Source organism: Streptomyces sp. NBC_01426, from assembly GCF_036231985.1.
Classification (GTDB): domain Bacteria; phylum Actinomycetota; class Actinomycetes; order Streptomycetales; family Streptomycetaceae; genus Streptomyces.
Genome location: NZ_CP109500.1, coordinates 5,545,887 through 5,571,858, shown reverse-complemented (window position 1 = coordinate 5,571,858; position 25,972 = coordinate 5,545,887). Strand labels below are relative to the sequence as shown.

Sequence of the window (25,972 nt, the reverse complement as noted above, 5' to 3'; positions counted from 1 at the left end):
AGCCCCGCCAGCCCCGCCGGCTTTCCGGGCGCGGGCTCCGGGGCGGGGCCCTGCGGCGACACCCGACGCCCGGCCGGGCCGGACGAGCTACGGCAGGCGGCGCCGCATCGACCGGTGCGGGATGCCCGCGTCCTGGAACTCCGGCCCGTAGGCCTCGTATCCGAGCCGCTCGTAGAAGGCGAGGGCGTGCGTCTGCGCGCCCAGGTCGACGGCGGCCAGTCCCAGCCTCGCGGCCTCCGCCTCGATGGCCCGGACCAGCGCCGCGCCGACGCCCAGTCCGCGCGCCGACTTCGCGACGGCGAGCCGCCCGAGGGAGCCGATCTCCGGGGCGCCCGTCTTGCCGAGCGCCTCGGGCCCGTGCAGCAGCCGGCCGGTGCCCAGCGGTTCCCCGTCCGGCCCCTCGGCCAGCACGTGCACCGCGATCGCGTCGTACGCGTCGTACTCGATGGACTCCGGCACGGACTGCTCGACCACGAACACCTCGGTCCGCACGGCGAAGCAGGCCGCCAGGTCGGCGTCGCAGGAGGCCACGCGCACCTGGTACGAGGTCACTCGCTCTCCGCCCGGATCACGTCCAGGGCGTGCTGGAGGTCCGCCGGGTAGCCGCTCTCGAACTCCACCCACCGGCCGTCCGACGGGTGCTCGAAACCGAGCCGCACCGCGTGCAGCCACTGTCGGGTCAGCCCCAGTCGCTTCGCGACCGTCGGGTCGGCGCCGTAGGTGAGGTCGCCGACGCAGGGGTGCCGGTGCGCGGACATGTGCACGCGGATCTGGTGCGTGCGGCCGGTCTCCAGCTTGATGTCCAGCAGGGAGGCCGCGCGGAAGGCCTCGATCAGGTCGTAGTGGGTGACCGAGGGCTTGCCCTCCTGGGTCACGGCCCACTTGTAGTCGGCGCTGGGGTGGCGGCCGACGGGCGCGTCGATGGTGCCGCTCATCGGGTCCGGGTGGCCCTGCACCAGCGCGTGGTAGCGCTTGTCGACCACGCGCTCGCGGAACTGGTTCTTCAGGGAGGTGTACGCCCGCTCCGACTTCGCGACGGCCATCAGGCCGGACGTGCCGACGTCGAGGCGGTGCACGATGCCCTGGCGCTCGGAGGCGCCGGAGGTCGAGATCCGGTAGCCGGCCGCGGCGAGGCCACCGATGACGGTGGTGCCGGTCCAGCCGGGGCTCGGGTGGGCGGCGACGCCCACCGGCTTCATGATGACGACGATGTCGTCGTCGTCGTGCACGATCTCCATGCCGGGGACCGGTTCGGCCACCAGCTCCACGGGTCGCGGCGGCGCGGGCATCTCGACTTCGAGCCAGGCGCCACCGTGCACACGCTCGGACTTCCCGACGACACTGCCGTCGACCGACACCTTCCCTGCGGCCGCGAGATCGGCCGCCTTCGTCCGGGAAATCCCGAACATACGGGCGATGGCGGCGTCGACGCGCTCGCCCTCCAGGCCATCGGGAACGGGCAGGGTTCGGATCTCGGGAATCGTACTCACCTGTCGAGTATGCAGGACGGGGCGCGGCAGCCTTCCCGCGAGCCGCCCCGCGATCAGTCCTTGTGGACCGTGCCGTCCGGGTCGAGGCCCCTGAACGAGAGCAGGACGATCAGGATTCCGCCGCACACGATCGCCGAGTCCGCGAGGTTGAAGACGGCGAAGTGGGCGGGCGCGATGAAGTCGACGACCGCTCCCCGGAAGACGCCCGGCGAACGGAAGATCCGGTCGGTCAGGTTGCCCAGCGCGCCGCCCAGCAGCAGGCCCAGCGCGATCGCCCACGGCAGGCTGTAGAGCTTGCGCGCCAGCCGGACGATCACCACGATCACCGTGGCCGCGATGCAGGTGAAGATGATCGTGAAGGCCTCGCCGAAGCCGAAGGCGGCCCCGGGGTTGCGGATCGCCGAGAACTTCAGCAGGTCACCGATGATCTCGATGGGCTGCTCGTGCTCCAGTTTCGCGACGACCAGCATCTTGCTGCCGAGGTCGATCAGGTACGCCAGCGTCGCCACCACGAGCAGTGCCACGATCCGCCGGCGCCCCTTGGGCGCGGTCGATTCGGGCTCGGTGTCGTCCCCGACCTCCGGCGTACCGATGATGCGCTCCGCCTCTGCCACGTGAGTCCCTCGAACTAGCTCGAACCAGGTTCCGGCGAAACCGCCCTGCCAGGTTCCTGGACCCTGACGAGACACGAGAGTACGTCAGGGCGCCCGCCCGCCGCCCGGCCATGGCGTGATCCGAAAGACACGCCCTAGTGCCGCCGCTCCTGCTTCTGCTTGCAGTCCACGCAGAGGGTGGCGCGGGGGAACGCCTGCATCCGGGCCTTTCCGATGGGCTTCCCGCAGGTCTCGCAGAGGCCGTAGGTGCCCGCCTCCAGCCGTTCCAGCGCGCGTTCCGTCTGCTCCAGCATCAGGCTGGCGTTCGCCGCGAGGGCCAGTTCGGATTCGCGGGTGATGTTCTTGGTGCCGGTGTCCGCCTGGTCGTCTCCCGCGCCGTCGCCCGAGTCCCGCATCAGGCCCGAGATGGCCGCGTCGGAGGCCTGGAGCTCGGCCCTCAGACGCAGCACCTCGCTCTCCAGCTCGGCCCGGGCCTCGGCGACCTCCGCCGGCGTCCAGGGGTCCTCTCCCGGGCGTACGGGGAGCTCTCCGGGGGTGGCGGCCACCGCGCCGCCCCGCGCCTTGGGCAATCCACTGGTGGCGGCGGCCGTCTTCCTGGCCGTGCCGGTGCTCTTCTTGGCGACCACTTTCCGGGCTCCCGTCTCTGACGCGGCATGCGCCGCCCCCTCGGCCTCGGCCGGTTTGGCCGTGACCTTCTTCGCCGTCGACTTCTCGGCTGCGGCCACCTTGGCGGTGGACGCCGACTTCCTCGCGGGTGCCTTTTTCGCGGGCGCCTTCCGTACGGCGGCCGTCTTCTCGGGCGCCGTCTCGGCGGGAGCCGGCGCCGGTGCCCCGACCTCGGTTCCGACCTCGGCCCCGACAGCCTTCCCGACAGCCTTCTTGGTAGTCCCGGCGGTCTTCTTCGCCACCATGGCCGCGGCCCCTTCACATACTGTGATCATTGCTCGCGAATCGTGCCGGAACGATAAATCGACGCCGGCCCCGCGGCAACGGGGCGCGCATCCCGCGAGGTCAACCTGCATCCGTTGTGCCCATCCGGCGGCCCGGTAATCCGCCCCTCCCGCCCCACCGGAACCGGGAGCGGCACGTCCGCCCATCCGGGTCACCGCGGCCCCCGCCCCGCGACCCCGCGCCGCGCCCGGAATATCGGTCGGCCCCGTGTCCCCCCGGCCCGTACACTGGGCCCAGCGAGAGGCATGGATGGGGACGAGTAGCGTCGGACGCAGCCAGGAGCGACCCGGGGACGGTGAGAGCCCGGGGGCGAGCGCGATGCGAAGGATCACCCCGGAGCCGCCGGAAGAAAGCCGTCACGATCACGGATCCCGCACGGATCCCCGTACGGGAAGTAGAACCGGCTTCGCACCCCAATGAGGGGGCCATCGGATTCGTCCGACGGCCAAGGAGGGTGGTACCGCGGGAGCGCGACAAGGCTCTCGTCCCTCCGGACGGAAGTGACATCCCGCCGGAGGAAGAGTTCAGCCTCATGACCACACCGCCGCAGTACCGCCCGGTCCCCGCCCAGGTGGACCTGGCCGCCCTCGAACACGCCGTCCTGGACTTCTGGCGCGAGAGCAAGACCTTCGCCAAGACGCTGGAGCAGTCCGAGGGCCGCCCCGAGTGGGTCTTCTACGAGGGCCCGCCCACCGCGAACGGCATGCCCGGCGCGCACCACATCGAGGCCCGCGTCTTCAAGGACGTCTTTCCCCGCTTCCGCACCATGCGCGGCTACCACGTGGCCCGCAAGGCCGGCTGGGACTGCCACGGCCTGCCCGTCGAGCTGGCGGTCGAGAAGGAACTCGGCTTCAACGGCAAGCAGGACATCGAGGCCTACGGCATCGCCGAGTTCAACTCCAAGTGCCGCGAGTCGGTGACCCGTCACACCGACGCGTTCGCCGAGCTCACGACCCGCATGGGCTACTGGGTCGACCTGGACGACGCCTACCGGACCATGGACCCCGAGTACGTGGAGTCCGTGTGGTGGTCGCTGAAGGAGATCTTCAACAAGGGTCTGCTCACCCAGGACCACCGCGTCGCCCCCTGGTGCCCGCGCTGCGGCACCGGCCTCTCCGACCACGAGCTGGCCCAGGGCTACGAGACGGTCGTCGACCCCTCGGTCTACGTCCGCTTCCCGCTGACCTCCGGCCCCCTCGCGGGCGACGCCGCCCTGCTGGTGTGGACGACGACCCCGTGGACCCTGGTGTCCAACACGGCCGTCGCCACGCACCCCGAGGTCACGTACGTCGTCGCCACCAACGGCGAGGAGCGGCTGGTCGTCGCCGAGCCGCTGCTGGAGAAGTCCCTCGGCGAGGGCTGGGAGGCCACCGGCGAGACCTTCACCGGCAAGGAGATGGAGCGCTGGACGTACCGGCGCCCCTTCGACCTGGTCGAGTTCCCGGAGCCCGCCCACTACGTCGTGAACGCCGAGTACGTCACGACCGAGGACGGCACCGGTCTGGTCCACCAGTCCCCCGCCTTCGGCGCCGACGACCTCGCGGTCTGCCGCGCCTACGGGCTGCCGGTCGTGAACCCGGTCCGCCCCGACGGCACCTTCGAGGAGGACGTCCCGCTCGTCGGCGGTGTCTTCTTCAAGAAGGCCGACGAGAAGCTGACCGCCGACCTCGACGCGCGCGGCCTGCTCTTCAAGCACATCGCCTACGAGCACAGCTACCCGCACTGCTGGCGCTGCCACACCGCGCTGCTCTACTACGCGCAGCCGTCCTGGTACATCCGCACCACCGCCGTCAAGGACGCGATGCTGCGGGAGAACGAGAAGACGAACTGGTTCCCGGACTCGGTGAAGCAGGGCCGCTTCGGCGACTGGCTGAACAACAACATCGACTGGGCGCTCTCCCGGAACCGCTACTGGGGCACGCCGCTGCCGATCTGGCGCTGCGAGGAGAACCACCTCACCTGCGTCGGTTCCCGCGCCGAGCTGGGCGAGCTGTCCGGCACCGACCAGTCGGCCCTGGACCCGCACCGCCCGTACATCGACGACATCACCTTCACCTGCACGCACGAGGGCTGCTCCCTCGAAGCGGTGCGCGTGCCGGAGGTCATCGACGCCTGGTACGACTCGGGTTCGATGCCGTTCGCGCAGTGGGGCTACCCGCACAAGAACAAGGAGATCTTCGAGAAGCGCTACCCGGCGCAGTTCATCTCGGAGGCCATCGACCAGACGCGCGGGTGGTTCTACACGCTGATGGCGGTCGGCACCCTCGTCTTCGACAAGTCCTCCTACGAGAACGTGGTCTGCCTGGGCCACATCCTCGCCGAGGACGGCCGCAAGATGTCCAAGCACCTGGGCAACACCCTCGAACCGATCCAGCTGATGGACCAGCACGGCGCGGACGCCGTGCGCTGGTTCATGGCGGCCGGCGGCTCCCCGTGGGCGGCGCGCCGCGTGGGCCACGGCACGATCCAGGAGGTCGTCCGCAAGACGCTCCTCACGTACTGGAACACGGTGGCCTTCCAGGCCCTGTACGCCCGCACGTCGAACTGGGCGCCGTCGGCGGCCGACCCGGCGCCCGCGGACCGCACGGTCCTGGACCGCTGGCTGCTCTCCGAGCTGCACGCCCTCACCTCCGAGGTCACGGAGGCGATGGAGTCCTACGACACCCAGCGCGCCGGCAAGCTGCTGTCGTCCTTCGTGGACGACCTGTCGAACTGGTACGTCCGCCGCTCGCGCCGCCGCTTCTGGCAGGGCGACAAGGCGGCCCTGCGCACCCTCCACGACGTGGTGGAGACGGTGACGCGGCTGATGGCCCCGTTGACCCCCTTCATCACGGAGCGGGTCTGGCAGGACATGGTCGTCCCGGTCACCCCGGACGCCCCGGAGTCCGTCCACCTCTCGACGTGGCCGGTGGCGGACACCAGCGCGATCGACCCGGAGCTGTCCCGGCAGATGCAGTTGGTGCGCCGCCTGGTGGAGCTGGGTCGGGCGACCCGCGCGGAGTCGGGCGTCAAGACCCGTCAGCCGCTGTCCCGGGCCCTGGTGGGCGCGGCCGGTTTCGACGCCCTGACCCCCGAGCTCCGGGCCCAGATCACGGAGGAGCTGAACGTCTCCTCGCTGGCCTCCCTGTCCGAGGTCGGCGGGTCCCTCGTGGACACGACGGCGAAGGCCAACTTCCGTGCGCTGGGCAAGCGGTTCGGCAAGGGCGTGCAGGACGTCGCCAAGGCCGTGGCCGCGGCGGACGCGGCGGGACTCTCGCTGGCCCTGCGCTCCGGTGAGGCCTCGGTCGAGGTGAACGGCGAGACCGTGACCCTCACCCCGGAGGACGTCATCATCACCGAGACCCCCCGCGAGGGCTGGTCGGTGGCGTCCGATTCCGGCGCGACCGTCGCCCTGGACCTGGAGATCACCCCGGAACTGCGGCTGGCGGGCTTGGCCCGCGACGCGATCCGCCTGATCCAGGAGGCCCGGAAGAACTCCGGCCTGGACGTGGCGGACCGGATCGCCCTGCGGTGGTCCTCGGCGGACCCCGAGCTCGTGACGGCCCTGACGGACCACGCGGAACTCATCGCGGACGAGGTCCTGGCCACGGACTTCGCCACCGGCGAGGCCGACGCGTCCTACGGCGACCCGTTCACGGACGAGCCCCTCGGCCTGACGTTCCGCCTCCGCAAGGCGTAACCCCCACCCACCCCGACGGCCCGCGCCTCCCACCCGGGAGCCGCGGGCCGCCGACGTTCCCGGCCTCGGCGCGTCCGCGCACACCCCCAGCCCCGCCGAACACCCCCAGCCTCGCCGACACTTCCCACCCCGCCGACACCCCCAGCCCCGCCGGCGTTTGAGGCGCGGGGTCCGGGGCGGAGCCCCGGGAACGGCGTCCCGGGCCCGGGTACGCAAACGGGCCGGGCCCGGTACCCCCTGAGGGGAACCGGGCCCGGCCCGAAAGACTGCCGACAGACGCGGCGGCGGCGCCTAGTTGTCGTCCTCGTCGATCAGGAAGCCACGCATCGGCGACGGCGCCTGCATCGGCTGCGGAGCAGCCGGCCGCACCGGAGCCATCGGCTGGGTCATCGCCGGGGACATCTGCTGCTGGCCACCGTAGGACGGACCGCTCATCGGGGACGGGCCACCCATCGGGGAGGGACCGCCCATGGGGGACGGGCCACCCATCGAGTGCCCCATCGCACCGGCCGGAGCCATGGAGGGCGACGGCGACGGCGGCAGCGCGGGTCCGGCCGGGTTGCGCGGCGGGGCCAGCGAGTCGTCGGCCTGGGTCTCCAGCTGGCGCAGCTGGGACTCCAGGTAGGACTTCAGACGCGTGCGGTACTCACGCTCGAAGCCTCGCAGGTCCTCGACCTTGCGCTCCAGCGTGGCGCGGGCGGACTCCAGGGAGCCCATCGCGACGCGGTGCTTCTCCTGCGCGTCCCGCTCCAGGGCGTCGGCCTTGGCTCGGGCGTCCCGCTCCAGGCCCTCGGCGCGCGAACGGGCCTCGCCGACGATCTTGTTGGCCTCGGAACGGGCCTCCGCGATCGCCTGGTCGGCGGTCTGCTGCGCGAGCGACAGGACGCGGGCGGCGCTGTCGCCACCGGGGCCCTGCTGCGGGAGCTGCTGGTGCTGCTGGTGCATCTGCTGGCCCATGGGCTGCATCTGCTGCCCCATCGGCTGCATCTGCTGGCCCATCGGCTGGCCGAGCGGGTTCTGGCCGCCCATGGACTGCTGCTGCATCTGCTGCATCTGCTGGGGCTGCTGCATCTGCTGCGGCTGGCCCATCTGCTGCTGGCCACCCATGTTGTGCTGCTGCATGGGGCCGCCCATCGGGCCGGGACCCTGCTGGCCCTGTCCACCGGGGCCGGGGGGCAGCTGCGGCTGACCGCCGGGCAGCTGGGGCGGGCCCATCTGCGGCTGCTGCTGCTGCGGCGGGCCGGATATGGCCGCGGGCACGGGGGCGCCGGGGCCACCGGGGCCACGCTGGTCCTGGGGTTCGGGCTTGCGCATGCCCTGCTGCTGCTGGTTCTGCGCGGCGGCGCGTGTGGCGGCGGCCAGCTTGGCGCGCAGGTCCTCGTTCTCGCGCAGCAGGCGCGTCAGTTCGGACTCGACCTCGTCGAGGAAGGCGTCGACCTCGTCCTCGTCATAGCCTTCTCGCAGGCGGACGGTCGTGAACTGCTTGTTCCGCACGTCCTCGGGAGTCAGCGGCATGTCTTCTTCACCTCTACGTAGTCGTCGGCAGTCGGCAAGACCGTATCGGGACTGTCCCCGGATTCGCGGGGAAGCACATCGTTCACACGCTTCTCGCAGCGGTGCTCACGAAACTGATGAGGATGTAAACGATGATCATCAGAACGAAGAAGGACAGGTCGAGTGCCACGCCCCCGAGACGCAACGGCGGAATGAAACGCCGAAGAAGCTTGAGCGGTGGATCGGTGACAGTGTAGGTGGCCTCCAGAACGACCACCATCGCCTTGCCGGGTGTCCATGAACGTGCGAACTGGAACACGTAGTCCATGACCAGTCGGAAGATCAGCACGATGAGGAAGCACATCAGAGCGATGTAGACCACTTGCAGTGCGACGCCCATCCCGCGCTTCCCTCTCCCCTGCTCCCACTGTGTCCCCGGCCCCGTGTCTGACGGATCGGTCTAGCTTTGGTTGAAGAACCCGCCCTCCGCGATGCGGGCCTTGTCCTCCGCCGTGACATCGACGTTAGCAGGAGACAGCAGGAACACCTTCTGCGTCACGCGTTCAATGCTGCCGTGCAGACCGAAGACGAGGCCGGCGGCGAAGTCGACCAGACGCTTCGCGTCGGTGTCGTCCATCTCCGTGAGGTTCATGATCACCGGAGTGCCCTCACGGAAGTGTTCCCCGATGGTACGGGCCTCGTTGTAGGTCCGGGGGTGCAGCGTCGTGATGCGGTACGGCTCCCGCTCGGAGACGACCTTGGGCATGATCACGGGTGCGTTCTTCTCCAGGTTGGTGCGGTCAGGTGTGATGGACGCCACGGGGGCGATTCGCGCCGGACGTCCGTTTTCCACCGGCATCGGGATGGGTTCCCGCTGTGCCGGGGGCTGTACTGCTCGTACCGGTTCGTCCGTTACGGGCGGTTGGTGCGCGGGCTGCTGACGCCGGCGATCCCGCTCCGGCTCCGGCTCGGGTTCGAACTCGTCATCGGGGTCGTACCCCGGGTTGTCGTACCGGTCGTCCTCCACGAGGCCGAGGTAGACCGCCATCTTGCGCATCGCGCCGGCCATTCTCCGAGTCCTCCGCTCTGTGGTGGATCGCCCTGTCGCAGGTGTCGCCGTGCCACCAAAGTCGCTGTGTCACCAAAGTCACCAACTGCCCGCGATCCACGTGGTCTGTCCGCTCATCAGCGGAAATGACCATATTTTCTGCTGTGGTCCGACTTTCTTCGCGACGTTACCCGAGCCGGGGTCTCGCGCCGAGTACCGCAGTGCCGACGCGTACATGTGTCGCACCCGCCAGCACCGCCTGTTCCAGGTCGGCGCTCATTCCGGCCGAGACCATCGTGGCAGCAGGATGGTCGGCGCGCAGGCCGGATGACAATTCCATCAGCCGCTCGAAGGCCGCCTGTTCGCGGCCCGCGTACGACCCCGCCAGCGGGGCCACGGTCATGAGACCGTCGATCCGCAGTCCCGGCGCGGCGGCCACGAGGTCCGCCAACTCCGGGAGGAGGTCCGGCGCCGCCCCGCCCCGGGCCCCCCGCTCCCCCGACTCGGCGTCGAGGGCGATCTGCACGAGGCAGCCGAGTTCCCGTCCGGCGGCCGTGGCGGCCGCCGAGAGCGCGGTGACCAGTTTCGGCCGGTCGACCGACTGCACCACCCGCGCGTATCCCGCCACGGAACGGACTTTGTTCGTCTGCAACTGGCCCACGAAGTGCCAGTCGAGCGCCAGGTCCGCGCAGGCCGCGGCCTTGGGGGCGGCGTCCTGGTCGCGATTTTCCGCAACATGACGGACACCCAGGTCCGCCAGCAGTCGTACGTCACTCGCCGGGTAGGTCTTGGTGACCACGATGAGGGTCACCTCTTCCCGCCCGCGCCCCGCCGCCGCGCACGCCGACGCGATGCGCTCCTCGACCCGCGCGAGGTTCGCCGCGAGCTCGGCCTTACGTTCCGTCATCCCTCAGTCCAACCAGACATATCCGGCAAGCCGCCCGGTCACCCGGTCACGGCGGTACGAGAAGTGGTCCCGTGACTCCAGTGTGCAGACCGGGGAGCGGTCGGCGTTCGCCACCCCCGCCCGCGCCAACTGCGCGTGCACGCCGGCGACCACGTCCACGGCCGGTGTCCCCCAGCTCGTCTCGGCCCGCGCCGCCGGCACCACTTCCGCGACCGCGTCCCGCATCTCGGCGGGCACTTCGTAGCACCGTCCGCAGACCGCCGGTCCCGTACGGGCGACCATGCGTCCGGGGTCGGCCCCGAGGGCGACCATCGCCTCGACGGTGGCGGGCACCACCCCGGCGACCAGTCCGGGCCGCCCCGCGTGGGCCGCTCCCGCGATCCCCGCGACCGGGTCGGCCAGCAGGACCGGCACGCAGTCGGCCGTGAGCACCGCCAGGGCCAGTCCGCGACGGGCGGTCACCACCGCGTCCACCGAGGGGATCGGCTCCCGCTCGGCGTCCCACGGGCCGTCCACCACCGCGACGTCCCGGCCGTGCACCTGGTTCATCCAGATCACCAGCTCGGGAGCGAGGCCGAGGGACCCGGCCGCGGTCGCCCGGTTCGCGCGAACGGCGGCCGGGTCGTCTCCGACCGCGCCGCCGAGATTGAGCTCCTCGTACGGAACGGCGCTCACCCCGCCCCACCTGTCGGTGAAGGCGAAGTGCGCGCCGTTCTCGTCGTGCTGTCCCAGGATCACTTCAAGAAGTCCGGGACATCCAGCTCTTCCGCCGGGCTGTCCTGGTAGGGACGGGCCGTCGGGACGTGGGCCGGCGGCGGGAACTCGTTCGCCGGCTCGGGCTCGACCGGAGCCTGGGGCTCCTCACGCGGGGTGACCGAACCGAGCCCGCCGAAGGCCGGGCGGACCGGCTCGGCGGCGCGGGTCGGCGCCGGGGCCGGCTCCTCGCGCTTGGTGGAGGCCGCGCCGATGACGTTGTCCCGGCGGGCCGGGGGCTGTCCTCCGTCGAACCCGGCGGCGATGACGGTGACCCGTACCTCGTCGCCGAGCGCGTCGTCGATGACGGCGCCGAAGATGATGTTCGCCTCGGGGTGCGCGGCCTCGCTCACCAGCTGCGCGGCCTCGTTGATCTCGAAGAGACCGAGGTCCGAGCCACCGGAGATGGAGAGCAGCACGCCGCGGGCGCCGTCGATGGACGCCTCCAGCAGCGGCGAGGAGATCGCCATCTCGGCCGCGGCCACGGCGCGGTCGTCGCCGCGGGCCGAGCCGATGCCCATGAGGGCGGAGCCGGCCTCGGACATCACGGACTTGACGTCCGCGAAGTCGAGGTTGATCAGGCCGGGGGTGGTGATGAGATCGGTGATGCCCTGGACGCCGGAGAGCAGGACCTGGTCGGCCGACTTGAAGGCGTCGAGCACGCTGACCTGGCGGTCCGAGATGGACAGCAGGCGGTCGTTGGGGATGACGATGAGGGTGTCGACCTCTTCGCGGAGCTCGGCGATGCCGTCCTCCGCCTGGTTCGCGCGGCGCCGACCCTCGAAGGTGAACGGTCGGGTGACCACACCGATCGTCAGGGCGCCGAGCGAGCGCGCGATGTTGGCGACGACAGGTGCGCCGCCCGTGCCGGTGCCGCCGCCTTCACCGGCGGTGACGAAGACCATGTCGGCCCCCTTGAGGACCTCCTCGATCTCCTCGCGGTGGTCCTCTGCCGCCTTCCGGCCGACGGCCGGGTTGGCGCCGGCGCCGAGGCCCCGGGTGAGTTCACGGCCGACGTCGAGCTTGACGTCGGCGTCGCTCATCAACAGCGCTTGGGCGTCCGTGTTGATGGCGATGAACTCGACGCCCTTGAGACCGACCTCGATCATTCGGTTGATGGCATTGACACCACCGCCGCCGACACCGATGACCTTGATGACTGCGAGGTAGTTCTGCGGTGCTGCCACGTCGAAGGCCTCTCGCCTCGAGTTACGTGTCGCCGCCTCGCGGGCCTGCGTTGCGACGACTGATGCCGAAATTGGGCCGGTTCGTACACGCCGACCCGAACCCTAACCCTGAAGTTTAGGGTTATGAGTGTGTCTGTTCCTTGGACTCTCCGAACAGGACACTAAGTCGACAAGTAGCGCGTGTTCAACGAACACGCCGAACCTCCCGTTTTTCTTTTCACCCTATGTGATCACCCGTATCGCTGGCCAACCAGGGTGCGTCGCTGTTCGACTCGACGTCAACTCCCGGACACCGCCGGGGCGGTGGGGACGCTCACGTCGAAGTGGTCAGCCTTGGGCGAGGCCTTCAGCAGGGCGGTCAGCGCTCGCCCTTTCGCTTCACCCAGTTCGCCGCTTCCCCACACCACGGTTCGGCCCTTGGTGAGCGCCAGCACGACCGAGTCGTACGACTCCACCCTGACCTGCAGGGTCTCCTTCGCAACGGCCTCGGGCAGGCTGCCCGCGATGCCCACCGCCTCGCGCAGCAGCCGCTGCTCGTCGAAACGGCGGGCGCTCGGTGACCGTTCCGCTGCCAATTCGAGGACGGGAACGCCTCCGGGTGCTTTCGCAACCGTGTCGAATCGCACACCCGAAGAGTCCACTTCGACGAAGTCCGTGCCCTTCTTGATGAGCAGCACGGGCTTGCGTTCCGTCACTTTCAGGCTGATTCCACGTGGCCACGACCGCGTCACGTCGACCGAATCGATGCGGGGCAGCCGCTCGCGCAGCCGGCTCTCGATCTCGTCGGTGTCGATGCTCACCAGCGGCGCGCCGATCGGGACGGCCGCGGCCGACACCACCTGCCCCGCCGTGAGCACCTCGGTGCCGGCGGAGGAGACCTTCTCGACGCGGAGCCAGGAGGATCCGTAGAGCACCCAGGTGCCGCCGGCGGCGAGGAGCACCGCGGCGGCCAAGGAGGCCAGGACGAGGACCCGGCGCCGTTTGACGCCGGGGCCCCGCGGGCCGGATCCCTTCGACGACTTGGGACGCCTGCCCGGCTTGGGAGGGCCGGGGTTCCTGCCCTTGCGGGCGTCCCCGTCGGAACCGGGTGTCCCGCGCTGTGCGGTCGTCGCTCCGGCCACTCCTGTGCCTCCTGGGTCAGTGCTCCCGCCTCAGCGGGCTCTGCGTGCGGCGATCGCCTCGTAGACCAGACCGACGAGCAGGTCGTCGGCGTCCCGGCGGCCGAACTCGGCGGCGGCGCGGGACATCTCGTAGAGGCGGTGCGGGTCGGCGAGCACCGGGAGGACCTGACTGAGCACCCATTCGGGCGTCAGCTCCGCGTCGTCCACGAGCAGGCCACCGCCGGCCTTGACCACCGGCTGGGCGTTGAGCCGCTGTTCGCCGTTGCCGATCGGCAACGGTACGTAGGCGGCGGGCAGCCCGACGGCGGAGAGTTCGGCGACGGTCATCGCACCCGCGCGGCACAGCATCATGTCGGCGGCGGCGTACGCGAGATCCATCCGGTCCACGTACGGTACCGGCACATAAGGCGGCATCCCGGGCATGTTGTCGACACGCGGCAGTTCGTTCTTCGGCCCGACGGCGTGCAGGATCTGGATCCCGGAGCGCTGGAGGGTCGGGGCGACCTGTTGGATGACCTCGTTGAGGCGCCGGGCGCCCTGCGAGCCGCCGGAGACCAGCAGCGTCGGCAGGTTGGGGTCGAGACCGAACGCGGCGCGCGCCTCGGGGCGCACGGCGGCCCGGTCCAGGGTCGAGATGGACCGCCGCAGCGGGATGCCCACGTAGCGGGCCCCCCGCAGCTTGCTGTCCGGGGTGGACACGGCGACGGCGTGCGCGTACCGGGAGCCGATCTTGTTGGCCAGTCCGGGCCGGGCGTTGGCCTCGTGGACGATGATCGGCACCCCGAGCCGCTTGGCGGCCAGGTAGCCGGGCAGCGCCACGTAGCCGCCGAAGCCGACCACGCAGTCGGCCTTGGTGCGCGTGAGGATCTCCTCGGCCGCCTTGATGGTGCCGCGCAGCCGTCCCGGGACGGTGATCAGCTCAGGGGTGGGCTTGCGGGGCAACGGCACGGCCGGGATCAGGCCCAGCTCGTAGCCGCGTTCCGGCACCAGGCGGGTTTCCAGTCCGCGCTCCGTGCCGAGGGCGGTGATGCCCACTGAAGGGTCCTGCCTGCGCAGGGCGTCCGCGAGGGCGAGCGCCGGCTCGATGTGGCCGGCGGTCCCCCCACCGGCGAGTACGACATGCACCGAAATTCACCGCTCTCCGGACGGACGCTTCTTGACGCGCCGTCTCATCGACTTCCATCTCAGCCCGGTCCGCGGCCGGCCGGTCTTCGGCTGCCGCATCGCGAGCGCCGCGCGCGCCGCCGGCTCCTCACGCGCGAAGGCGATGAGCAGTCCGACCGCGAACATGGTCGGCAGCAGGGCCGACCCTCCGTAGGAGAACAGCGGGAGCGGGACCCCGGCGATCGGCAACAGGCCGAGCACCGCACCGATATTGATCACGGCCTGCGCCGTGATCCATGTGGTCACGCCTCCCGCGGCATACCGTACGAAGGAGTCCTCCGTGCGTCCGGCCACGCGGATACCCGCATAGCCTAGAGCCGCGAACAGGGCGAGCACCGACAGCGTCCCCGCCAGACCCAGTTCCTCGCCCGTGATGGCGAAGATGAAGTCGGTGTGGGCTTCCGGCAGTTGCCCCCATTTTTCCACACTGGCACCCAGCCCGGAACCGAACCATCCCCCGGACGCGAGGGCGTAGGTTCCGTGGACGGCCTGCCAGCAAAGGTCGTTCTTGCCCGGTTCTGTCGCACCGAGGCAGGAGAGCCGGTCCATCCGGTGCGGACTCGTCTTGATCAGAAGTGCGATGATCACACCCGCGAACGCGAGAACACCCACGAACATCCGGGTGGGCGCGCCCGCCAGCCAGAGCAGGCCGAAGAGGATCGCCCCGAGGATCATCGCGGTGCCCATGTCGCCGCCGAGCATGATGAGTCCGAGCAGCAGGAAGGCGACCGGTACCAGCGGCACCAGCAGGTGCTTCCACTGGCTCAGCAGCCCCTTGTCGCCCTTGCGGGCCAACAGGTCGGCCCCCCACAGGATCAGCGCCAGTTTGCCGAACTCGCTGGGCTGGAGCATGAACGGGCCGCCGAGGGAGAGCCAGTTCCGGTTGCCGTTGATCGACACTCCTATCCCGGGGACCTGCACCAGGACCATCAGGAAGAGGGTCCCGGCCAGTACCGGGTAGGACAGGGCCCGGTGGAGCTTCACGGGCATCCGGGAGGCGGCCAGCAGCAGGACGGCGCCGATGAGGGCGGCGAGGAACTGCTTCTTGAAGAAGTACGCGTCCCCCAGGCCGAGCTGGAGCGCCTTGATCATGGAGGCCGAGTAGACCATCACGAGGCCGAGCACGGTGATCAGCAGCGAGCTGCCGAAGATCAGGTAATACGCCGTGAGCGGACGGTCCCAGGCTTTGCGCAACTGCTGTTGCGTACGCCGGAGCCCGGCGAGCGGCCCGCGCCCACCGGGCCGCTTCCCACCGATCACCGGGCGCTTGCGCCCCTGTGCCTTGACGGCTTTGACGGCCTTCGCGGCGGACGGCCGCCGCCCCGGCAGTACTTGCTTGGCCGGCATCTGTGATCTTCCCCTCCACTCGTGCGAGGCGAGCAGCCGGTCGGGAAGGACACCTGCCCTGGTTCGACCTAGGCGCTCTCGGCGGCCAGTTCGCGCACCGCGTCGGCGAACGCGTCCCCACGCTCGTTGTAGTTCGCGAACATGTCCATCGAGGCACAGGCAGGTGCCAGCAGGACGGTGTCGCCGGGCTCGGCGAGACGGGCCGCTTCCCGGACCGCCGCGAGCATCGCCCCAGTGTCGGTCCGGTCGAGGTCCACGACGGGTACCTGTGGCGCGTGTCGCGCCAGCGCGTCCGCGATCAGGGCCCGGTCGGCGCCCATCAGGACGACGGCCCGCAGACGCTCGGCCGACTTCCGCACGAGCTCGTCGAAGGTCGCGCCCTTGGCGAGGCCGCCGGCGATCCACACGACCGGCTCGAAGGCCGCCAGGGAGGCCTCCGCCGCGTGGGTGTTGGTGGCCTTGGAGTCGTCGATGTACGTGACCCCGTCCACCTCGTCCACGTGCGCGACCCGGTGGGCGTCCGGCCGGAAGTCGCGCAGGCCGTCGCGGACCGCGCGGGGTTCGACGCCGAAGGCGCGGGCCAGGGCCGCCGCGGCGAGCGCGTTGGCGATGTTGTGCGGGGCGGGCGGGTTGACGTCCTCGACGTGCGCGAGTTCCTGGGCGTTCTTCTGCCGGTTCTCCACGAAGGCCCGGTCCACCAGGATCCCGTCGACCACGCCCAGCATGGAGGGGCCGGGGGCCCCGAGGGTGAAGCCGATCGCCCGGCAGCCCTCCTCGACGTCGGCTTCCACGACGAGGTCCTCGGTGGCCCGGTCGGCGACGTTGTAGACGCAGGCCACCGTGTTGCCCTCGTAGATGCGGCCCTTGTCGGCGGCGTACGCCTCCATCGAGCCGTGCCAGTCGAGGTGGTCGGGGGCCAGGTTGAGGACGGCCGCCGAGTGGGCGCGCACGGAGGGCGCCCAGTGGAGCTGGTAGCTGGAGAGTTCGACGGCGAGGACGTCGTACGCCTCCCCGCCGGTCACGACGTCGATGATCGGGGTGCCGATGTTGCCGACGGCCGCGGTCTTGAGGCCCGCGGCCCGCAGGATCGACGCGAGCATCTGGGTGGTCGTCGTCTTGCCGTTGGTGCCGGTGATCGCGAGCCAGGGGGCCGCGTCGGGGCCCCGCAGGAGCCAGGCGATCTCCACGTCCCCGACGACCTCGACACCGGCCTCGGCGGCCGCGGCGAAGAGCGCGCTGTCGGGCTTCCAGCCGGGCGAGGTGACGACCAGGTCGGTGCCCTCGGGCAGGGTCGTGGCGTCCGCGAGGCGCACGGAGATCCCCGCCGCCTCCAGCTCCGCCGCCCGGGCCCGGTGGCCCTCGCTGTCGCCGCCGTCGACGACGGTCACCGAAGCGCCGAGGCCGGCCAGGGCGCGGGCGGCACTGATGCCGCTCACGCCGAGGCCGGCGACGGTGATGTTCTTGCCGTGCCAGGAGGTCACTTGTCGGCTGCCCATCCCGCGTAGAAGAGACCGAGACCCACGATCACGCACATGCCCTGGATGATCCAGAAGCGGACCACCACGAGGACCTCGGACCACCCCTTGAGTTCGAAGTGGTGCTGGAGTGGCGCCATCCGGAAGACGCGCTTGCCGGTCAGCTTGAAGGAGCCGACCTGGATGACGACCGACATCGTGATGAGCACGAAGAGGCCGCCGAGGAGGGCCATCAGGAACTCCGTGCGGGAGCAGATGGCGAGGCCGGCGAGCGCGCCGCCGAGCGCCAGCGAACCGGTGTCGCCCATGAAGATCTTGGCCGGCGAGGTGTTCCACCACAGGAAGCCGAAGCAGGCTCCCATGAGGGCCGAGGCGACGACCGCGAGGTCCAGCGGGTCGCGCACCTCGAAGCAGGCGGCCGGGTTGGTCAGGGTCTGCGCGTTGGCGCAGGACTCCTGGTACTGCCAGACGCCGATGAAGGTGTAGGCGCCGAAGACCATCACGGCGGCGCCGGTGGCCAGTCCGTCCAGGCCGTCGGTCAGGTTCACGCCGTTGGACATCGCCAGGATCATGAACAGGGCCCAGACGACGAACAGCACCGGCCCGAGCGCCCAGCCGAAGTCCGTGACGAACGACAGCTTGGTCGAGGCCGGGGTCAGCCCCTTCGAGTCCTTGAACTGGAGGGCGAGCACCGCGAAGGCGATGCCGACGATCAGCTGGCCGGACATCTTAGCCTTGGCCCGCAGACCGAGCGAGCGCCTCTTGACGATCTTGATGTAGTCGTCGAGATAGCCGACCAGTCCCATGCCGGCCATCAGGAAGAGGACGAGCAGTCCGGAGAAGCTCACCTCTTCCCCGGTGATGACCTTCGTCAGGGCGTACGCGATGAGCGTCGCCAGGATGAAGGAGATGCCACCCATGGTGGGTGTGCCCTTCTTCCCGGCGTGGCCGCGGGGGCCGTCGTCGCGGATGAACTGGCCGTAGCCCTTGCGGGCCAGCAGCTTGATCAGGAGAGGGGTGCCGATGAGGGTCAGGAACAGACCGATCACACCGGCGAAGAGAATCTGCCTCATCGGTCGGCGACCTCGCCCTCGCGCTCCAGCAACGCAAGCGCGACCCGCTCCAGGCCGATCGACCTGGAAGCCTTCACCAGCACGACGTCACCCGGGCGCAGTTCACTGCGCAACAGGTCGACCGCCGCCTGCGCGTCGGACACGAGCACCGACTCCTCACCCCACGAACCCTCGTTATATGCGCCCAGTTGCAGCCAGGACGCTTCCCTGCCCCCGACTGCGACGAGCCTGCTCACGTTGAGCCGGACGGCGAGCCGTCCCACCGCGTCGTGCTCGGCCAGCGATGCGTCACCCAACTCGGCCATGGGACCGAGCACCGCCCACGTGCGTCCCCCGTCGGCCCGCGCGGAGCCGCCCATCGCGGCAAGCGCGCGCAGAGCGGCCCGCATGGACTCGGGGTTCGCGTTGTAGGCGTCGTTGACGATCGTCACGCCGTCCGCTCGCTCGGTGACCTCCATCCGCCACCGGGACAACGTGCCCGCCCCGGAGAGCGCGGTGGCGATCTCCGGAGTGGACATGCCCAGTACATGGGCGACGGCGGCCGCGGCGAGCGCGTTCGACACGTGGTGCTCACCGTACAGCCGCAAGGTCACATCGCTGCACCCGGAGGGTGTGTGGAGTGTGAAGGCGGGCGTTCCCCCGGCCGTCATCCGTACGTCCGTGGCCCGGATGTCGGCGTCCTCGGCCTCGCCGAAGAGGACCGTACGGGCCTTCGTGCGGGCGGACATGGCGCGCACGAGCAGGTCGTCGGCGTTCAGGACGGCGACGCCCCCGTCGGCCTCGGACGGCAGGGCCTCGACCAGTTCGCCCTTGGCCTGGGCGATCTGCTCGCGGCCGCCGAACTCCCCGATGTGGGCGGTGCCGACGTTGAGGACCAGGCCGATGCGCGGCGGGGTCAGGCCGGTGAGGTAGGCGATGTGGCCGATCCCGCGGGCACCCATCTCCAGCACCAGGTGCCGGGTGTCCTCGGTGGCCTTGAGGGCGGTGAGCGGCAGGCCGATCTCGTTGTTGAGGGAGCCGGGCGTCCACACGGTGGGTGCGTGCTGCTGGAGCACCTGGGCGATGAGGTCCTTGGTGGAGGTCTTGCCGGCCGAACCGGTCAGGGCCACCACGTCGGTGCCGAGGCGTTCGACGACGGCGCGGGCGAGGGCGCCGAGCGCCTTCTCCACGTCGGGGACGACGATCGCGGGTACGCCGACGGGCCGGGCGGCGAGGACGGCGGTCGCGCCGGCCGCGACCGCGCGCTCCGCGTAGTCGTGGCCGTCGACGTGCTCGCCCTCGAAGGCGGCGAACAGGCTGCCGGCCTCCACCTGGCGGGAGTCGATGACCACGGCCCCGCTGATCCGCACCGCCGGATCCGGTATGTCGTGGGGCCGCCCGCCGGTGATGTCGGCGATCTCGGCGAGGGAAAGGGCGATCACTGGTTCACCTCGGCCTGCGTGGTTGCGTGGTGCGGGGCCGCGGTGCGCGCCTCGATGGCCGCGCGCAGGACCTCGCGGTCGTCGAAGGGGCGAACGACGCCCGCGGTGTCCTGGCCCTGTTCGTGGCCCTTGCCCGCGACCAGCACCGTGTCACCGGGCCGGGCGCTCGCGACGGCGGCGGCGATGGCCGCGGCCCGGTCGGCGTCGACGAGGACGGCGCCGCGTTCGGCGGGGGGCACGGACACGGCGCCCTCGAACATCGCGGCCAGGATGGCGAGGGGGTCCTCGGAGCGAGGGTTGTCGGAGGTGAGCACGGCGACGTCGGCGAATCGCGCGGCCGCGGCGCCCATCGGGGCCCGCTTGGTGGTGTCGCGGTCGCCGCCGCAGCCGAGCACGATGTGCAGCCGGCCCTCGGTGACCTCGCGCAGGGCGCGCAGCACCGATTCGACGGCGTCGGTCTTGTGGGCGTAGTCGACGACGGCGAGGAACGGCTGTCCCGCGTCGACGCGTTCCAGCCGGCCGGGCACCCCGGGGACCGCGGCGACGCCGTCGGCGGCGGTCTGCGGGTCAATGCCGGCGGCGGCGAGGGTGACGATCGCGGCGACGGTGTTGGCGACGTTGAACGGGCCGGGCAGCGGCGCGGTGGCGCGTACGCGCTGCCCGTCCGGGCCGACGAGGGTCAGCGTGGAGTCGGCGGCCCCCAGGACCACGTCCTCGGCGCGCCAGTCGGCGGCCGGATCGCCCGCGGCCGAGAAGGTGACGATCGGGATCGTCGCCTCCTTGGCGAGGCGGCGGCCGTACTCGTCGTCGGCGTTCACCACTCCGAGGCGGGCGCGGCGCTCGGTGAAGAGCTGCGCCTTGGCCTGGAAGTAGTCCTCCATGTCGGAGTGGAACTCCATGTGTTCCGGGCTCAGGTTGTTGAAGACGGCGACGTCGAAGACGCAGCCGTCGACCCGGCCGAGCACGAGGGCGTGGCTGGAGACCTCCATGGCCACGGCCTCGACCCCGCGTTCGCGCATGACGGCGAACAGGGCCTGGAGGTCGGTGGCCTCGGGGGTGGTGCGCTCGGACTTGATGCGTTCGTCGCCGATGCGCATCTCGACGGTGCCGACGAGTCCGGTGGCCCGGCCGGCGGCGCGCAGGCCGCCCTCGACGAGGTACGCGGTGGTGGTCTTGCCGGAGGTGCCGGTGATGCCGAGCTGGAGGAGGGCCTCGCCCGGCCGGCCGTAGATCGCGGCGGCGAGCTCGCCCATCCGGGCGCGCGGGTCGGCGACGGCGAGCACCGGCAGTCCGGTCGCCGCGGCGCGTTCGGCGCCGGCGGGATCGGTCAGCACGGCGGCGGCGCCGAGGGCGGCCGCCTGGGCCGCGAAGTCCGCGCCGTGGGCCTTGGCGCCGGGGAGGGCCGCGTAGAGGTCGCCGGGGCGCACCGCACGGGAGTCGTGGGTGATGCCGGTGATCCGCGGACCCGTCGGCTCGCCGGCGGCTTCGAGGTCCACCAGGGCCGCGAGCTCGGGCAGCGGGGTGGGGCGCACGGACACGGGGCGGGGCGCTCCCGGCGGCGCTGCCGGGGCGTCTTTCCGGGTGGTTCTGGGCTGATCAGCGTGGGACACGGCGGTGAGCGTACCGGGCGGGGTGGCCCCGTCGCGAAGCGAGGTCCCGGCCGCGGGGCCGGTGGCCGACTGGTTCCCGGGTTTCGGGGTGATCGTTGTCACTGATGGTGCCTCACGCTTTTCTGGCTGGGCGGCGGGTTCACTGGCCGGGCTGCGGGCCGGGCCGGGTACCGGGCTGCGGTGCGGGCTGCGGGCCCGGTTCGAAGGTGACCGGCAGTCCGGCGGGGGCGGTGCCGGTGGGGGCGACCTGGAGGGTCTTGAGGGCGAACTCCATGACCTTCTTGTAGATGGGTCCGCAGATCTGGCCGCCGAAGTAACTGCCCTTGGTGGGGTTCTGGATGGCGCAGTACACGGTGACGCGCGGGCTGTCGGCGGGCGCGAAGCCGGCGAACGAGGCGGTGTACCCCTTGTAGCGGCCGGTGGCCGGGTCGACCCGGTTGGAGGTGCCGGTCTTGCCGCCGACCCGGTAGCCGGGGATGCGCGCCTTGGTGCCGGTGCCCTCCTGGTCGTCGACCACGGATTCGAGCATCGCGGCGAGGGTCTTGGAGGTGTCCTGGCTGATCACCTTGGTCTGTTCGGGGGCGGGGGCCGGGGTGAAGCGGCCGTCGGGTCCCCTGGTGCCGCGGACCAGGGTGGGCTCGATCCGGACGCCGCCGTTGGCGATGGTGGAGTACACGGAGGCCGCCTGGACGGCGTTGAGGGACAGGCCCTGGCCGAAGGGGATCGTGTACTGCTGGGAGGTGGACCAGGCCTCGGGCTTGGCGAGGATGCCGCGGGATTCGCCGGGGTAGTCCAGGCCGGTGGGCTGCCCGATGCCGAACTTGGTCAGGTATCCGTACAGGACCTTGTTGGCCTCGGGCTGGGTGGCGCCGAGCCGGCCGGTGGCCAGGATGGTGCCGATGTTCGAGGACTTGGCGAGCACCCCGTTGAGGGTCAGGTACCAGGTGGGGTGGTCCACGTCGTCCTTGAAGAGGCGGTCGCCGCGGTGGAGGCGGTTGGGGACCTCGACGGGGGTCGCCGGGGTGGCCTTCTTCTCCTCCAGGACGGCGGCCATCGACATCACCTTGGCGGTGGAGCCGGGCTCGTACACGTCCTGGAGGGCGGCGTTGCCCATGGCGGTGGAGCGGGCCTTCGACAGGTCGTTGGGGTCGAAGCCGGGGGCGTTGGCCATGGCCAGCACCTCGCCGGTGCGGGTGTCCTGCACGACGACGTAGCCGCGGTCGGCGCCGGACTTCTCGACCTGTTCGGTGATGGCGCTCTGCGCGGCCCACTGGATGTCGCGGTCGATGGTCAGCTCGATGTCCTCGCCGGGCACGGCGGCCTTCTCGCTGGACTCGGCGGTGGGCACGCGCCGGCCGCCGGACTGGGCGTAGGTGAGGCTGCCGTCCTTGCCGGAGAGCTTCTTGTCGAGGGAGGACTCCAGGCCGCCGCCGCCCTTGCCCTCGGCGTTGACGTAACCCAGTATCCCGGCGGCGAGGTCGCCGTTCGGGTACACGCGCTTGCTGCTGTCCTCCTTGAACACCCCCGCGATGACGTTGGCGCCGGGGCCGTTGTTCCGCTTGTCGGCGGCCGCCTTGTCCGCGAAGACCTTCTTGAGGTCCTTGATCTGGTTCCAGACCTGGGGGGTCTGGCGGCGGGCGAGGATGACGTAGCGGGAGTTCTTCGTCTCCAGTTGCCTGGCGAGTTCCTTGGCGTCCTTGCCGAGGATCGGCGCGAGGAGGGCCGCGGCCTGCTCGGGGGCGTCCGGGGCCTTGCTCTCCTGCGCCGTGAACATCTTCGGGTCGGCGGTGATGTCGTACGCGTCGACGCTCGTGGCCAGGGCCACGCCCTTGCGGTCGGTGATCTCCCCGCGTTCGGCGGCCAGGGTGTAGCTGGTGAAGCGGTTCTCGGAAGCCTTGGCGGAGTAGGCGGAGGCGTCGACGGCCTGTACCTGGAGCAGCCGGACGACGAAGGCGAGCATGACCAGGGTCAGCCCGACGCCGACGAGGCGCAGCCGGGGTTTGGGGTTCCCGAGCCGGATGGTGTGGGCCGTGCGGGCCGGGGCCGGCCTGCGGGTGGCGGGGCGGGACGCGGGACGCGCCGTTGCCCTGGCCCGGTCGCCGCCGGTGGGCCGGGGCCGGCCGGGGCCCGGCACCCGCCGCCGGGGCGGCTCCTGGGGGCTCACGCGGCCACCGCCGACACGGCGCGGGCGGCGGCGGTGGCGGCCGGGGCGCCGCCCGGCGAACGAGGCGGGGGCGGGCTGGGGAGGAGCCCCGCGGGGGTCCGCGTCACGACGTCACCTTCCAGGGGTCTGGCTGGGCTGGGGGGTCCCGTTCGCCGCGGACGGGGTCGGCGCGGGCGGGCCGCTCGCCGCGGCGGACGGGGCGCCGGAGGGCGCCGCGGACACCGGGGGCTGCGCGACCGGCGCGGGGGACGGCGGGGGCGGCGCCTGCGCCTGCGAGGCGGTGCCCGCGACCTTTCCGTCCGGTCCGATGAAGACGGGGCTGCCGCCCGGCACCAGGCCCAGTTCGTGTGCCCGTCGCTGGAGCGCGTCGGGGGCCGAGTAGCCGTCCACGTCCCGCTGGAGCGCCTGCTCCTCGTCGGTCAGGACGAGGGTCTCCTTCTTCAGCTGGGTGAGCTGGAAGGAGCCCTGGTTCAGCGCGGAGTTCAGCAACAGCAGGCTGATCAGGCCGCCGCCCAGCAGGGCGACGACCAACAGCACGAACGGCATCCGGGCCGCCTGACCTGCTCCGCTCCCCGCTCCGGCGCCGGCCGCGACGCCGGGCCTCAGCCGTCCCCCGCGCTTGATCACAGTCGCGCCTCGCGGATCCGTTCGACTCCGCGGCACCGGGCGGGGGCAGCCCGCCGGTTCTCGGCGATCTCCTCCTCCGTGGGGAGCTCGGCGCCGCGCGTGAGGAGTTTCAGCTTGGGCTGGTACTTCTCCGGCACCACGGGCAGTCCGGGGGGCGCCGTGGAGGCGGCGCCCGCCGCGAAGACCTGCTTGACCAGCCGGTCCTCCAGCGAGTGGTACGAGAGCACCGCGATCCGGCCGCCGACCGCGATCCGGTCCACGGCCGCCGGGATGGCCCGTTCCAGGCCGGACAGCTCGCCGTTGACCTCGATGCGCAGGGCCTGGAAGGTGCGCTTGGCCGGGTTGCCGCCGGTCCGCTTCGCCGCCTGGGGCAGCGAGTCGCGGATCAGTTCGACCAGCCGGGCGCTGTTGGTGAAGGGTTCCTTCTCCCGCTCCCGCACCACCGCGGAGACGATGCGTTTGGCCTGCTTCTCCTCGCCGTACTGGCGCAGGATGCGGACCAGCTCGCCGGGGGCGTAGGTGTTGAGGACCTCGGCGGCGCTGATGCCGGTCGTCTGGTCCATGCGCATGTCCAGCGGGGCGTCCTGGGCGTACGCGAACCCGCGGTCGGCCTCGTCCAGCTGCATGGAGGAGACGCCCAGGTCGAAGAGGATGCCCTGGACCGCGGGGATGCGCAGTCCGTCGAGCACCTCGGCCAGGTCGGCGTAGATCGCGTGGACGAGGGTGACCCGGTCGCCGAAGGGCGCGAGGCGCTCCCCGGAGAGCCGCAGGGCCTCCTTGTCGCGGTCGAGGCCGATCAGGTGGGCCTCGGGGAACCGGGTCAGCAGGGCCTCGCTGTGGCCGCCGAGACCGAGGGTGCAGTCGACTACGACGGCCCCCGGCCTCTCCAGCGCCGGGGCCAACAGGTCCAGGCACCGCTGGAGCATCACCGGGACATGTCGGGACTCGCTAGTCAAAGCGCCCTCTCAGATAACGGCGCGGCAGGCGTACGCCGCGCCGCGCACGCGGAGTTTTACCAGGGGGCCGGGCGGCCGGTGAGGGCCGGGCTCCGGCCGGTTCGCGTCACTTTAGTGCAACGGTCCCCGCGGTCAACGAACCGCCCGGCGCGCCGTCCGCTCCGCTCGTACGGAACCCGCGAATGCCGCGAATCACCCGAACAGCCGCGTCCGGCCCACCCTTGTGGGTTAGCTCACAACAAGGCCGGTTGACCTTCTTTGTCCCTCCTCGCTCCATGCCTCCCCCAGCGGTGCCCATTAACGTCGTAGGCATGACGACTTCCGCATCCCTGCCCGCAGAATCCGCAGCCCAGGCCTCCGCCGGCGGGTCCGTCACCGACCGGCTGGTCGAGGCGAACCGCCGCTACGCCGCCGCGTTCGGCGACCCCGGCATGGACGCCCGCCCGGTGCTCCAGGTCGCCGTCGTGGCCTGCATGGACGCCCGCCTCGACCTGCACGCCGCCCTCGGCCTGAAGCTGGGCGACTGCCACACGATCCGCAACGCGGGCGGTGTGGTCACCGACGACACGATCCGGTCCCTCACCATCAGCCAGCGGGCGCTCGGCACCCGCGCGGTGATACTCATCCACCACACCGGCTGTGGCCTCGAAAGCCTGACCGAGGACTTCCGGCACGAACTGGAGGACGAGGTCGGTCAGCGCCCCGCCTGGGCCGTCGAGGCCTTCCGGGACGTGGACCAGGACGTGCGCCAGTCCATGCAGCGGGTGCGCACGAACCCCTTCCTGCCCTTCCGCGACGATGTGCGAGGCTTCGTCTTCGACGTGCACACCGGGCTCCTGCGGGAGATCGATCCCGCCTCTTGAGTGACACAAGGCCGTAACGCCGTCAAGA

Annotated in this window: 22 protein-coding genes; 2 read left to right on the top strand and 20 right to left on the bottom strand. The window is 71.2% G+C overall.

The annotated features are described in order from the left end of the window. Window positions 1-87 precede the first annotated feature (87 nt). The 4 genes from OG906_RS24730 to OG906_RS24715 all read right to left on the bottom strand — a co-directional run bounded on the left by OG906_RS24730 (window position 88) and on the right by OG906_RS24715 (window position 3,015). Window positions 88-552, bottom strand: a complete 465-nt coding sequence (locus tag OG906_RS24730) for a GNAT family N-acetyltransferase (protein ID WP_267803864.1) — start codon at window positions 550-552, stop codon at window positions 88-90. Next, a complete protein-coding gene (locus tag OG906_RS24725; protein WP_329445841.1) occupies window positions 549-1,490 on the bottom strand; it encodes an RluA family pseudouridine synthase in 942 nt (313 codons plus the stop codon). The genes OG906_RS24730 and OG906_RS24725 overlap by 4 nt, the downstream gene beginning before the upstream one ends. Before the next feature lie 53 nt (window positions 1,491-1,543). After that, window positions 1,544-2,104, bottom strand: coding sequence for a signal peptidase II (gene lspA, locus OG906_RS24720; protein WP_329445839.1), 561 nt, complete (start codon window positions 2,102-2,104; stop codon window positions 1,544-1,546). A 134-nt stretch (window positions 2,105-2,238) separates the two neighbouring features. Beyond that, entirely contained in the window at window positions 2,239-3,015 is a 777-nt protein-coding gene (locus OG906_RS24715) for a TraR/DksA family transcriptional regulator (RefSeq protein ID WP_329445837.1), read from the bottom strand. Window positions 3,016-3,587: 572 nt separating this feature from the next. Here OG906_RS24715 and ileS point away from each other — a divergent pair. Next, window positions 3,588-6,734, top strand: a complete 3,147-nt coding sequence (ileS, locus tag OG906_RS24710; protein WP_329445835.1) for an isoleucine--tRNA ligase — start codon at window positions 3,588-3,590, stop codon at window positions 6,732-6,734. Window positions 6,735-7,025: 291 nt separating this feature from the next. On the opposite strand, the gene OG906_RS24705 is transcribed toward ileS, so the two are convergent. The 16 genes from OG906_RS24705 to rsmH form a co-directional block, all read right to left on the bottom strand. Next, window positions 7,026-8,249 carry a DivIVA domain-containing protein gene (locus OG906_RS24705; protein WP_329445833.1) on the bottom strand — a complete coding sequence of 408 codons (1,224 nt, stop codon included), beginning with the start codon at window positions 8,247-8,249 and terminating at the stop codon, window positions 7,026-7,028. A gap of 82 nt (window positions 8,250-8,331) precedes the next feature. Next, window positions 8,332-8,628, bottom strand: a complete 297-nt coding sequence (locus OG906_RS24700; RefSeq protein ID WP_030155988.1) for a YggT family protein — start codon at window positions 8,626-8,628, stop codon at window positions 8,332-8,334. Between the two features lie 60 nt (window positions 8,629-8,688). After that, the gene (locus tag OG906_RS24695; RefSeq protein WP_053676003.1) at window positions 8,689-9,297 is read right to left on the bottom strand and encodes a cell division protein SepF; all 609 of its coding nucleotides are present in this window, start codon (window positions 9,295-9,297) and stop codon (window positions 8,689-8,691) included. A gap of 166 nt (window positions 9,298-9,463) precedes the next feature. Then, on the bottom strand, window positions 9,464-10,183 hold the full coding sequence (locus OG906_RS24690; RefSeq protein WP_267801196.1) for a YggS family pyridoxal phosphate-dependent enzyme: 720 nt from the start codon (window positions 10,181-10,183) through the stop codon (window positions 9,464-9,466). A gap of 3 nt (window positions 10,184-10,186) precedes the next feature. Continuing rightward, a complete protein-coding gene (pgeF, locus tag OG906_RS24685; protein ID WP_267801200.1) occupies window positions 10,187-10,918 on the bottom strand; it encodes a peptidoglycan editing factor PgeF in 732 nt (243 codons plus the stop codon). After that, window positions 10,918-12,123, bottom strand: a complete 1,206-nt coding sequence (gene ftsZ / locus OG906_RS24680) for a cell division protein FtsZ (protein ID WP_267801195.1) — start codon at window positions 12,121-12,123, stop codon at window positions 10,918-10,920. Before ftsZ ends, pgeF begins: the two co-directional genes overlap by 1 nt. A gap of 278 nt (window positions 12,124-12,401) precedes the next feature. Continuing rightward, entirely contained in the window at window positions 12,402-13,244 is an 843-nt protein-coding gene (locus OG906_RS24675; RefSeq protein WP_329445828.1) for a cell division protein FtsQ/DivIB, read from the bottom strand. A 30-nt stretch (window positions 13,245-13,274) separates the two neighbouring features. Further along, window positions 13,275-14,369 carry an undecaprenyldiphospho-muramoylpentapeptide beta-N-acetylglucosaminyltransferase gene (gene murG, locus OG906_RS24670; protein ID WP_053676007.1) on the bottom strand — a complete coding sequence of 365 codons (1,095 nt, stop codon included), beginning with the start codon at window positions 14,367-14,369 and terminating at the stop codon, window positions 13,275-13,277. Between the two features lie 6 nt (window positions 14,370-14,375). After that, window positions 14,376-15,755, bottom strand: a complete 1,380-nt coding sequence (gene ftsW, locus OG906_RS24665; protein ID WP_329445825.1) for a putative lipid II flippase FtsW — start codon at window positions 15,753-15,755, stop codon at window positions 14,376-14,378. 68 nt (window positions 15,756-15,823) lie between these two features. Continuing rightward, on the bottom strand, window positions 15,824-17,251 hold the full coding sequence (gene murD, locus OG906_RS24660) for a UDP-N-acetylmuramoyl-L-alanine--D-glutamate ligase (RefSeq protein WP_267826052.1): 1,428 nt from the start codon (window positions 17,249-17,251) through the stop codon (window positions 15,824-15,826). Then, entirely contained in the window at window positions 17,233-18,303 is a 1,071-nt protein-coding gene (gene mraY, locus OG906_RS24655) for a phospho-N-acetylmuramoyl-pentapeptide-transferase (protein WP_053676010.1), read from the bottom strand. Before mraY ends, murD begins: the two co-directional genes overlap by 19 nt. Then, a complete protein-coding gene (locus OG906_RS24650) occupies window positions 18,300-19,724 on the bottom strand; it encodes a UDP-N-acetylmuramoyl-tripeptide--D-alanyl-D-alanine ligase (protein WP_267826051.1) in 1,425 nt (474 codons plus the stop codon). Before OG906_RS24650 ends, mraY begins: the two co-directional genes overlap by 4 nt. Next, window positions 19,721-21,436, bottom strand: coding sequence for a UDP-N-acetylmuramoyl-L-alanyl-D-glutamate--2,6-diaminopimelate ligase (locus tag OG906_RS24645; protein WP_329445822.1), 1,716 nt, complete (start codon window positions 21,434-21,436; stop codon window positions 19,721-19,723). The genes OG906_RS24650 and OG906_RS24645 overlap by 4 nt, the downstream gene beginning before the upstream one ends. A 37-nt stretch (window positions 21,437-21,473) precedes the next feature. Next, window positions 21,474-23,498, bottom strand: coding sequence for a peptidoglycan D,D-transpeptidase FtsI family protein (locus OG906_RS24640; RefSeq protein WP_329445820.1), 2,025 nt, complete (start codon window positions 23,496-23,498; stop codon window positions 21,474-21,476). 111 nt (window positions 23,499-23,609) lie between these two features. Beyond that, complete coding sequence (locus OG906_RS24635) at window positions 23,610-24,044, bottom strand: hypothetical protein (RefSeq protein ID WP_329448124.1); 435 nt, start codon at window positions 24,042-24,044, stop codon at window positions 23,610-23,612. 77 nt (window positions 24,045-24,121) lie between these two features. Further along, window positions 24,122-25,051, bottom strand: a complete 930-nt coding sequence (gene rsmH, locus OG906_RS24630; protein ID WP_329448123.1) for a 16S rRNA (cytosine(1402)-N(4))-methyltransferase RsmH — start codon at window positions 25,049-25,051, stop codon at window positions 24,122-24,124. 278 nt (window positions 25,052-25,329) lie between these two features. On the opposite strand from rsmH, the gene OG906_RS24625 reads away from it, so the two are divergent. Continuing rightward, window positions 25,330-25,944: a beta-class carbonic anhydrase gene (locus OG906_RS24625; protein WP_385646928.1), complete on the top strand. Its 615-nt coding sequence runs from the start codon at window positions 25,330-25,332 to the stop codon at window positions 25,942-25,944. Window positions 25,945-25,972 lie beyond the last annotated feature (28 nt).